We start from the raw sequence: 10,121 nt of genomic DNA on the forward strand, positions 1-10,121 counted from the left end.
ATATCAATATGGATTTAGTAAATTATTTAGAAGCCATAAAAAGCTCAAATACTAATTGGGCAACAAGAATAAGAAGGTATAATAATGTAGGTAGCAGCACAATTCAAGCATATAGTTACATTATTGGAGGACTTAGAATTTTACATCCAAATATTACTTATAGAGAATTATGTAGAAGTATTACAGATGATGATTTAGATGACCAGATAGACGCTATAGTAATATCTGATGGCATTATTTACATCTATGACTTTAAGGTATCTGTAGGATTTGGTGAAAATGAAATCCGTCTCTTTAGAGATAGTGTAGACAGTCATATTTTCAAAGGTGATGGAAATTTAGATTCACTAAATACATTAGTTAAAAATAAGATTATAGAAGCAAGAGATTTGTTGTCAAATAGCAATTATCAAGTTAAATTAAGGGTGGTTAGAGGTGGAGGGAACAGCAATTACCCTCAAGGACAAATTGCTTTAGATCAAATTGCATATGACTCAATTATAGAACGAAAATTGTTTAGCTTAAAAGATTTAATTGATATTGAATTGAGTCTAAACAAAATTCCAATAAATTATAGATTAAAAATCACGGCAGCAAAAAATAATGTAAGTGACACTTCATCGCAAATAATCATAAAAGAGAATTCACAAATTACTTCGCTTATTTGTAGAATTCCCTTAAAAGAACTTGTTGACTTCTATTATGATTTCATGCCGCATCCGGAAATGATATTTCAATCGAACGTTCGAGGATTGCAAAATGGGAAAAAAGTAACAAAAGAAATTATCAATTCTTTGAATACTGTAGCTAGTGCAAAGGACTTTTACAAACTGCATAACGGTATAGCAATAGTGTGTGATCAAATAACTTCAATAAGTAATGGTAAATATTGGATTCACAATCCTCAAATTGTTAACGGATGCCAAACTGTAACAACAATATCAAAACACTTTGAAACTTTACGCGGTTCAAACATTTTGAAATATGGTACTGTAATATCCAAAATATTCGCAGCAAATGTGAATCAAGTAGAAAAAATATGTTTTGCTAGCAACAGTCAAGTAGCTATTAATCCATGGGATTTGAGAACCAATGACAAAATTCAAATAGTACTTGAATCATACCTGAATAAAAAAGGAATTAATTATAACCGAAAAGAGATAAAGGTTAATGCAAGTAACGTGCTGCTTTTCACTGAATTGGGACAAATTTTATGTTCCACAATTTTTGAAAAACCTGCTTTTGCTAAAAATTCAAGGGCTAAAATATTTTCAAATGACAGTGATTCGTTATATGACACCATCTTTAGTGAAAGCTTAGCTTTGAATGAAGTTTTTAAAGCCGTGAGTTATGCACTATTCGTGAAACAAAAAATTAAAACATCTAGTGTTTCGGATAAGAAAATTCTAGGCCCAGCGAACTTACATATAATTGCCGGCTTCTACTTACTGCGAAATAAAGGTCTTTCTAATGAAGAAATATTTGCAACCAGTTTAACACATATAAAATCTGTTGTAACAACAGTTAGAAGACGATTAGGAGCAACATTATCTCCTCCGATTATATTTACAAAGCATGATTTGGCATGGGAATTATTGAAACAAAAATTATTAGCTACTTATAGATGAATCATTTGCAGTCCTAGGTTGATCTTTTCTGTTAAAAAATCAAAACCATCAATATTCGAACGATTATTTACTTCTTCATTTAAAAGTTGTAGCCCTTCATCTACGTGCATTTTGATATAGCGAGCTATATCTTTGTCTGTTTTGTATAAACCATAATTTACACAAAGCAATCCAAGATAGATGTCATAGTAATCTCCAAAAAGGACCGATTTAGAATATTCCTTTCCCCCTGCATCTTTTATTTCATTTAAGTCTAGCTTTTTATTTTGGGAAAGAGAATATGTATAGGCAATTCTTGCTATCACATTTTCAGTTCCTAAACCCAATTTACGAGTTAGTAGCGCAACCACTTCCTTGTTTTCTTTACTAGTTTTAATTTGCGTAAACATCTTGCTCTTGTTTTAGGTGTATAAATAATTGGTCTACTGCAAATGGTCTAAAGCTCGAACCGTTATTATTGTTTTCGATAACAAAAACCTTATTTACGTTCGGCTTTAAATAGTCATACTCCAATTCAGACAATTCCTTTTCCAAAAGCGGGAATAGTACCACTTGCTCTGATATTGCAGGGTAAAATTCTTTTATAATATTTTTAGAATGGTATTTGTCAAATTTCTGCAATGGACTATCAATGAACACTGGAAATTTAATTCCGGACTCGTCTACTAATGCCTTCAACAAAGCTGTAGCGTACAATTGTTGTTCTCCTTTAGACAATGAATCCTTATCTATAATTTGATCATTTTTATCCAGCAAATCAATATCCATTACATCATCAATCACATTTACACGAATATTATGAATGAAATCACTTTTATGCATAATTTTTTTCAAACCGAGCATAATGGATTTTTGAAGAGAGAATTTTTTATCTTCTTTTATTTTTAGTATAATCGAATTAATTTTTATTAATAACTTCTCCGTTACTTCGTGTTTTTTCTGATCAGTGTCCACCAATTTGAAATTCTTTTCGTATTCCGATAATACCTTTCTAACCGAGGCTAATCTAGTATGTAAACTTTCGTTTTCTTCAAGTAGCTTACCCTTACTTAGGGTTAAAACAGTAATTCTGTCTTCTGCTTCTTTTTTCTCTTCTCGCAACTTTTGGGCTAAAGGATTGTCTTTTCTTGCTTCTGCCTGTTTAATTTGTTGATAGACCTTATTAAGATAAATTCTATTATTCTTCTCTTCTTGAACTACAGCGGTAAACTGGCTTGAAAATGCTCCTTTTATGTTATTATAAACAGCCTCAAAGTTTCGGAATTGCTCGGTGGTGTAATCTAAAAGTACCTTGTCTGAACTACTTCCTTGTTTCTCAGTTTGCTTCTCCGAAATGGTTTGTTTTAGCGCCTCCTGTACTTTAGATTTAGCACTGCTATCTAAGTTTAAAGCATCTAGTTTTGCTAGTAAAACAGTCGAAAATGAGTTCAATTCTTCATCTAAGAATGTTTTATCAATCAACTTATTGTTTGCACTTTGTTCAGAAACCAACTGTTGTTTTAACTGTACTATTTTTTTACCTGCAATTACCAATGGTGCAATATCCATTAGTTTTTTTAGCTTATTTTTAATGTCTGCTGATTCGTGTTTTAATTTATCTCTTTCTAACTTCATTTTTTGAAGTTCTTCTAAAGTGATTCCATTACCCTCACGAATTAACTTCTCTTGCAGACCATCGCTAATAATTTTATGATTCCCAATTTCACGGTCAATATTTAATTGCTTGTCCTGATTGATTTCAATTAAACCATTTATCTCAGTTTCTGTATCTGTCAACTCAAATAATTTGGTTTGCTGTAGTGGGGAAGCTCCGCTTCTACGAAGTTTTGTTAGCAAAGTTTCCAAATTCTTTTTCAAGTCCTCATACTTCTTAATCCCTAGCACCTCCGAATAGGCTTTACTTAAATTTTTTAGTTCTGATTTAGACTTAGCCTCAGCAAGCGAAACTATTTTTTCTGCATCAAAGAAGAAAAATTTAGCGATTTCACGTGGTAGAATAAAATCGTTAATAAAAACCTCAAAGCCCACCTCTTTAGTGAGCTCATTTTCTAGTCCATCAATGTAGATCTTTAAATCCTCTGAATCTTTCCGCAAGTCATACGATCTTTTGATAACTACAGATTTGCAAGGTATGGAAGGTATTAAAATGTCTTTTAATTCGATTTCAACGGATACGATAGGACTACCTTTTCCAGTGTTTTCAAAGTCGGATCTTACCTCCCTATTTAAAAGCGTTTTACTAAACTTCTCATAACCTCCGGCATTTTTAATGTCTCTTTTATACTTGTCTTCGACTTCGCTCATCATCTTACCATAAAAAACCCAGATAAGAGATGTTAAAAATGTTGTTTTACCAAATCCATTTTTACCGGCAATTATGCTAATATTCTTAGAAGCGTTTGGAGTAAAAATTATCTCATTTTCATCTTTATAAATTCTAAAGTTTTGGAATTTTATTTTATTGATTTTCATAGCTCATTTTCATTTACAAAACTTTCAATTCTTTTTTCAACATCATTGTGAAGTCCATATTTAGAAATCATTAGAGTTTTGGTTTCTTGTAAAGAAATCAAATTATCAATTAAATGGTAATAATCTGGTTCATCCTCACATACTTCTTTCAATATTCTTCGCTCAGTGTCATCAAGCGATTTAATATTGTTGGTACTGATTTCTTTATTATAAATTTCTTTATACAAATCTCCTACAGTATGATCAAAATATCCATCCCTATTCCAAGTTACTTGAATAGCAATAAGTTCCTGATTATTAATCAGTGTAATATGAGGTCTTTCCTTTTGAATATCTTTTTGAACCAATAATAAATCTTTCAATATTTGGTATCTGTATTCTGCAGTATAATTACCATTATAAGTACCGTCGTCCCTTATTGCTTCTTGACCATTTCGTCTAGTATCTGATCTGTTTTCAGAGATATTTCTACCTTCAACCAACCTATTTCTAAATTCCAATAAAGGGTGCATCCAATTCTGACCATTGTTAACTAAAGATGACATCGATTTGTCATTTTTAACAACAGTACAAGTCCAGCAGCCGAAACGACTTTGCCCACAGGAAGTGTGCTCTTTATTCACTACTACAGTTGGACATTCATAATCATCAGCACTGGCGTCGGCATATATTTTAAAAAGGATTGAATTATCAAAACCCCAGGGAGTTTTTACAGCATTAATAATATACCATATCTCATCTACAATCATTTCCTTAATTGGAGCGTAAACATATGTGTTTGCTGTAGTTTGATGCTTTGATAATCTACTTCCTGTTACCTCATGTTTTCTGATAGAGCGTTCTCTAGTTGCACTTTCATCATAACGTGTTCCTAATAAAACAATAGCTTCTCCCTTTTCATCTATCTGCTCTAATAAAAAATTGGAAGTTGGTCTTATTTTTAGTTTATCTGTACACCATCTAAAAGCATTATTTGGTACCGGATATCCTTTACCAATAACATTAGTCCAAAAAGTTTCCTCCAGTTTAGGCGTTGTTTTTTGAACAAATATTGGAAGATCTTGATCTCTCGCAGCTTCAGTAATTTTTACTAAAACATCTTCCACATAGTTTGCAATAATTGGATTTTCAACCATTGTATCGTTGCATACTACATAAATCTTTCTTTTCAACTGAAAAGGAAATGGCAAGTCCTCTCGTATTCTTTGTAGTGCAATCCAAACAAGCATTAGTAAAACAGTTGAATCTTTACCACCACTAAATCCAATTATCCACGGTCTGTCTGATTGATCTGCATAAGCATATTGATCAATAATTTCGGCTATTATTCCCTCAACTTTTTTATTTTTTATGGGTGTCATTAGAAGTATTTAAGTCTCTTTAAAAGTAGAGAATTGTAGACATATTTTTCTGCAAATCTACTCTTATTTATAAACATTTATTTTACTTTAAGAATATTTTATTTTCCCCCTTTAGCCTATGATTTTACTCATATTATAAATAGGCAATAGAAGTAAACTGTTGAAAACCCGAGTTGAAATCTCTAACTTATTGATAATGATAGTAGTTAAGGAGAAATGTCAGTTTTCAGAAATGATGCTACGATACTTATCAAAATAATACAGTAGACCTAAATATTTCTGTAAGATTTAACTCTATTTTCATGAGTCAGGTTTGTTATTTAATCACACCTGTATTTGTCTACTATAAACCTTATTGCTTCCCGCAATTTTTTTATCAAGAAACCAGTATGCTTTTGTCTCATTTCAGCAGCAAAGGTATTTCCGTGTCCTTAACGCAATAGCAAGGCCAGGCCCTTCAGGTTTGACAAAAAATCTCCACCCATTTGGGTTGTATTTTTTGTCAAAACCTTGCTATTGCTAAACACTAACCTTTTTATGCTCCCGAAACGAAACATAGCATACTCCGGCTCTTTAGACGAATAAAAAAAATGTCAGCAATGAAAAGTAAAATATTAAAAATGGATTTGATGAAACAAAACAGCACCTCCTCTCATTGCCGAATAAAATTTCAAAAAAAAATTAATCTAAAAATCGTAGAAATTATGAACATCACAGGAAGAGTGACAGCGGATGCGCAGGTACGCAACGTGTCAAACAGCAAAACAGTAGTAAACTTTTCGGTAGCGATCAACGACAGCTACAGAAACAAAGCGGGCGAGCGCATAGAGCAGACCACGTATTTTGATTGCTCCTATTGGCTTAGTCCAAAAGTAGCGCAGATACTCACAAAAGGTACGGTGGTAGAACTTACAGGCAAAGTGAGCGCAAGGGCTTGGACAGGCAATGACGGACAACCGCACGCAGGACTGAACTTCAATACCTCGCAAATCAAACTGCACGGGGGCGGTAAAAAAGCCGAAGCGATACAGGCTCCTAGAGGAAACAACAATGATGATACAAAGGATGACCTACCATTTTAACAACTAGCACCTAAATAGTTTAAACAATTTAAAATTTAAAAATCATGGCACATAATATCAATTTTAACAGCGAAACAGGACGTTATTCATTCTTTAGCGTAAAGGAAAAAGCGTGGCACGGACTAGGGCAAATTGTAGAGCAATACCCAACAAGCGAGGAAGCTATAAAATTTGCAGGGTTAGATTACGAAGTCGTTAAAAGTCCGCTATTTACCAAAGGTTCGGGTATCATTCAAACTGCCGACAGTATCGAGATTGGCAGTAACGAATTGGAAGTTCCTAACTACTTTGCCAATATCCGCACAGACAACAATGCAGTATTGGGGGTGGTAGGCAAAGACTATCATATCGTGCAGAACCGTGAAGCATTTAACTTTTTTGATGCGATTGTAGGCGGTGGAGAGGGAATACTATATGAAACCGCAGGAGCGCTGGGTAATGGGGAACGTATATTTATCACAGCCAAACTGCCCGACTATATCCGAGTTGGAAATGGTGATGATGTAATCGAAAAATACATTTTCCTGACCACTTCGCACGATGGTAGCGGAAGTATCACAGCCGCTTTTACGCCTATTCGTATAGTATGCCAAAACACGCTTAACGCTTCCTTGCGCAGTATGACCAATGTAGTGCGTATCAAACACACGTCGGGAGCAAAACAGCGTATCGAGAACGCTCACAAGATTATGGGATTGGCGAACACCTTGAGCAGTCAGTTAGAGGGCATATTCAATGAGTGGGCAAAAGTAAAAGTATCAGACAAAGAGGTAAGAAAGCTAATCCAATTGGCACTTTGTCCAAACAAGGAAACACTTGACCTTATCAAAAAAGGTGCGGAAGATGAAATTTCCACAGTGTTCAAAAACACCGTTGATGATGCTTTTGGGTATGCGATGATAAGCGACACACAGCAGATGGATACTACTAAAGGCACATTGTTCGGAGCATATAACGCTGTTACGGGCTACTATCAGAACGTAAGAAAATACAAGAATGATGAAGCCAAGTTGCAGAGCATTGTTTTGGGCGGTACTGCCCAACTCAAATCACAGAAAGCATTTGACTTGTGTACAGGCTTTGCCTTGGACGGTGCAGAAAGCCTAAACCTTAACTAGATAACCATAGGCTACCGCCTTAATCGGTGGTAACCTTCTATAAAAATAACTGATATGAATATTGGAGTTATAACATACAAGAAATATGATGAAAGGCTACTGCTCAATTGGAATTTCAATCTACTGGAACTGTTCAACATCATATTAAATGATAAGGATTTTGTCCGATTTGAAATCTTTGACAGAAATAATAACCTATTACTCTCAACACACTATCCTGATGTAGAACACAGGGGCGTATATATAAAAGTTGTTAAGATTGAAAAAGAGAAAGAAATTACCGGAATTACGTATGATGCATTCAGAACACCCTCAACTATCCGAAGGATAAAGGTTCGTTGGAATGTAAACGGTACAAAGTTCAGGATAAAGAGAAGAGCCCTTGAATATGTCTATTGGCAAAACAGAAAGGCAAGCTTGCAAGTTGAACAATTCGTTGACCGCAGGTAGTCTGAAAAAGAACTATTAAATAATATTTTAAAATTTTAAAACGATGAACACAAATTTTTTCCATCAGATAGCACAGTTGCAGATTACAGGTGATTTGCAGCTCACCATAGCAAAAGGAGCAGAAAACAACCTAATCGTATCGGTTATGCTCCAAAACGAACAGTGCGGAGATAACGCAAAGAACATCATACCGCCCCTTAATCTTCGGGGAACAGCCGAAGAACTCGACAACGGTTTTTTCGAGAAGATAACCACACCCATACAAACCGTTTCGGGCTTAATGGTCGACATGGACGCCTTTATGAAGCAGTTGGAAGAAACCAAAAAACAGTCGGCAATGGAGAAAGATAAAGCTGACAGGCAAAAGAAAGAACAGGAAGCCAAAGATAAGAAGTTCAAAGACGCAATGGCAAAGGCAGATGAACTGGAAAAAGAGGGCAAATTCCGTGAGGCGTGGGTTAAAGTACCCGAAATAACGGAGTTTCCTGAAAAGGCTGACGAGATACGCAAACGTAAAAGAGAACTGTCCGATAAGTTTTCTGCGCCAAGTCTTTTTGGAGCTATCGAGGAAGAAAAACCCGAACCCGCAAAAGCGGACGAAGTAACTGCCGAGTACTCAGCAGAAATTGAGGAGGAAAACTAAATGTAATAACTTAAAATTCATAATCATGTTATTAGCAACGCAATTGGAAAGAGTGTTTATACTTAAAGATAAAGGACACGATATTATATTGACCGATCCCGAACCACGTTGGAGCGTGGAAGCAGTACTAAATTTTTATGCTAACAGATATCCCATTTTGACAACCGCCAAAATATCTGCACCCGCCATCAAGGATGATGCAGTGGAGTACCGATTTGAGAGCGTAATGGGAACTAAAGGATAATTTAAAATTTTAAAGCAATGGATTATGCACAAACATATCATATCGGGAACAATAAAGCCACCCGAAGAAAAACGACAAAGGCAGTTGTACAAACAGCTCAGCGAGTTCAACCAATGGATGCAAAAACCAAAGGATGCCACCGAGGTTCAAAAAGACAAACGCCGGTCAGTACCTGTGGAAATGTTGCCAATGGTTTTCTAAAGACTTCGTTCCTGCCCAGACTGAAAGAAACGCAAACTGTACATGCTTGCCCAGAAACAGTAAGAACAGAAAGGGATTTTTATCAGTCCCTTTCCAAACTTGCTGGGCATTACAAGATAGAACCAATGCAGACCAGTCAGTTTCAGTATCCGTACAATATGGCATTGGCTATATGGGATATGGAAGAAAAGTTAAGGCAAAGTGTTCTGAATTGGCAGGAAATACGTTTGGTGCAGGACAGTAAGAAAACCTATTTCATCAGTGAGGAAAAATACAACACAGGCACAACCCTGTATTATATACCGATTGAACCACTGTATCAGATGCTCCACGACCCCAAGCGCAAAACAAACGCCCAACTGCTTATTTCTGTTTGCTCTTACCTGTACCACATTGCCGACATTCCTTATTTCAGACACGAAAACAGTTATCTGTATTGGATGTATGAAATGCACAAAGAATGGGTGGAACAGGACGACGAAACAGAAGAAAATGAAGCTTATAAACTTGAGTTTGAAAAAGTGGAATTCATAGGAGATTGTATCGAGCAAAAGATTTTTAACCCAATGAGTTTACAGGTATTTCAAAAGCGTTTAGAAACTTTTAAAAGAAGTGATGCATTCGACCACGAGTGTTGGCTGACAGCTTCCAATGCCTTTGCACTATTTACGGAATATCCAAAGGCAAGCATTTTCCGAAATGCTCCAATGCCCGAAGATGGCCCTGATAACGATGACGACGACAATGAGACCATTGGTATGGAAAAGTATATCTCTTTTATATCGCACACAAAAGGATGGCTATACGAGAACCTTGCCGAGAGCATCAACAACGAATTCAACGAATACGTAGCAATGCAGGAACCGACCATTTGCAAACGTTTTGACAAAAAAGTGGTCACGATGGATATTCTGGATAAAGT

At 35.5% G+C, this 10,121-nt stretch carries 11 protein-coding genes; 8 read left to right on the plus strand and 3 right to left on the minus strand.

Features of this window, described 5'->3' with window-relative positions:
- Window positions 1-8 precede the first annotated feature (8 nt).
- Window positions 9-1,628 (plus strand): AIPR family protein, encoded by a 1,620-nt coding sequence (locus tag B0A64_RS05595; protein WP_089478528.1) that lies wholly within the window; start codon window positions 9-11, stop codon window positions 1,626-1,628.
- Here B0A64_RS05595 and B0A64_RS05600 read toward each other — a convergent pair.
- The 3 genes from B0A64_RS05600 to dndC are packed head-to-tail and all read right to left on the minus strand — an operon-like array spanning window position 1,619 to window position 5,461.
- Window positions 1,619-2,017: a DndE family protein gene (locus B0A64_RS05600; RefSeq protein WP_089478529.1), complete on the minus strand. Its 399-nt coding sequence runs from the start codon at window positions 2,015-2,017 to the stop codon at window positions 1,619-1,621. The genes B0A64_RS05595 and B0A64_RS05600 overlap by 10 nt on opposite strands.
- Window positions 2,001-4,100 (minus strand): DNA sulfur modification protein DndD, encoded by a 2,100-nt coding sequence (dndD, locus tag B0A64_RS05605; protein ID WP_089478530.1) that lies wholly within the window; start codon window positions 4,098-4,100, stop codon window positions 2,001-2,003. The genes B0A64_RS05600 and dndD overlap by 17 nt, the downstream gene beginning before the upstream one ends.
- Complete coding sequence (gene dndC, locus B0A64_RS05610) at window positions 4,097-5,461, minus strand: DNA phosphorothioation system sulfurtransferase DndC (RefSeq protein ID WP_208863515.1); 1,365 nt, start codon at window positions 5,459-5,461, stop codon at window positions 4,097-4,099. Before dndC ends, dndD begins: the two co-directional genes overlap by 4 nt.
- Window positions 5,462-6,165: 704 nt before the next feature.
- On the opposite strand from dndC, the gene B0A64_RS05615 reads away from it, so the two are divergent.
- The 7 genes from B0A64_RS05615 to B0A64_RS05640 all read left to right on the plus strand — a co-directional run.
- Window positions 6,166-6,543: a single-stranded DNA-binding protein gene (locus B0A64_RS05615; RefSeq protein ID WP_089478555.1), complete on the plus strand. Its 378-nt coding sequence runs from the start codon at window positions 6,166-6,168 to the stop codon at window positions 6,541-6,543.
- 44 nt (window positions 6,544-6,587) lie between these two features.
- A complete protein-coding gene (locus tag B0A64_RS05620) occupies window positions 6,588-7,661 on the plus strand; it encodes a DUF932 domain-containing protein (RefSeq protein WP_089478531.1) in 1,074 nt (357 codons plus the stop codon).
- 54 nt (window positions 7,662-7,715) lie between these two features.
- Complete coding sequence (locus tag B0A64_RS05625) at window positions 7,716-8,111, plus strand: hypothetical protein (RefSeq protein ID WP_089478532.1); 396 nt, start codon at window positions 7,716-7,718, stop codon at window positions 8,109-8,111.
- 43 nt (window positions 8,112-8,154) lie between these two features.
- Window positions 8,155-8,754 (plus strand): PRTRC system protein E, encoded by a 600-nt coding sequence (locus tag B0A64_RS05630; RefSeq protein ID WP_089478533.1) that lies wholly within the window; start codon window positions 8,155-8,157, stop codon window positions 8,752-8,754.
- A gap of 25 nt (window positions 8,755-8,779) precedes the next feature.
- Window positions 8,780-8,998: a PRTRC system protein C gene (locus B0A64_RS05635; RefSeq protein WP_089478534.1), complete on the plus strand. Its 219-nt coding sequence runs from the start codon at window positions 8,780-8,782 to the stop codon at window positions 8,996-8,998.
- A gap of 24 nt (window positions 8,999-9,022) precedes the next feature.
- Entirely contained in the window at window positions 9,023-9,199 is a 177-nt protein-coding gene (locus B0A64_RS25395; protein WP_208863516.1) for a hypothetical protein, read from the plus strand.
- Window positions 9,200-9,324: 125 nt separating this feature from the next.
- A partial coding sequence (locus B0A64_RS05640) for a hypothetical protein (protein ID WP_208863517.1) occupies window positions 9,325-10,121 on the plus strand: 797 nt, incomplete at its 3' end.

It is taken from the genome of Flavobacterium araucananum (genome assembly GCF_002222055.1).
Taxonomy (GTDB): domain Bacteria; phylum Bacteroidota; class Bacteroidia; order Flavobacteriales; family Flavobacteriaceae; genus Flavobacterium; species Flavobacterium araucananum.

Excerpts from the sequence above, each read along its gene's own strand:
- B0A64_RS05595 (WP_089478528.1), top strand. The coding sequence starts at position 9 with ATGGATTTAGTAAATTATTTAGAAGCCATAAAAAGCTCAAATACTAAT.
- B0A64_RS05600 (WP_089478529.1), bottom strand. The coding sequence starts at position 2,017 with ATGTTTACGCAAATTAAAACTAGTAAAGAAAACAAGGAAGTGGTTGCG.
- dndD (WP_089478530.1), bottom strand. The coding sequence starts at position 4,100 with ATGAAAATCAATAAAATAAAATTCCAAAACTTTAGAATTTATAAAGAT.
- dndC (WP_208863515.1), bottom strand. The coding sequence starts at position 5,461 with ATGACACCCATAAAAAATAAAAAAGTTGAGGGAATAATAGCCGAAATT.
- B0A64_RS05615 (WP_089478555.1), top strand. The coding sequence starts at position 6,166 with ATGAACATCACAGGAAGAGTGACAGCGGATGCGCAGGTACGCAACGTG.
- B0A64_RS05620 (WP_089478531.1), top strand. The coding sequence starts at position 6,588 with ATGGCACATAATATCAATTTTAACAGCGAAACAGGACGTTATTCATTC.
- B0A64_RS05625 (WP_089478532.1), top strand. The coding sequence starts at position 7,716 with ATGAATATTGGAGTTATAACATACAAGAAATATGATGAAAGGCTACTG.
- B0A64_RS05630 (WP_089478533.1), top strand. The coding sequence starts at position 8,155 with ATGAACACAAATTTTTTCCATCAGATAGCACAGTTGCAGATTACAGGT.
- B0A64_RS05635 (WP_089478534.1), top strand. The coding sequence starts at position 8,780 with ATGTTATTAGCAACGCAATTGGAAAGAGTGTTTATACTTAAAGATAAA.
- B0A64_RS25395 (WP_208863516.1), top strand. The coding sequence starts at position 9,023 with ATGCACAAACATATCATATCGGGAACAATAAAGCCACCCGAAGAAAAA.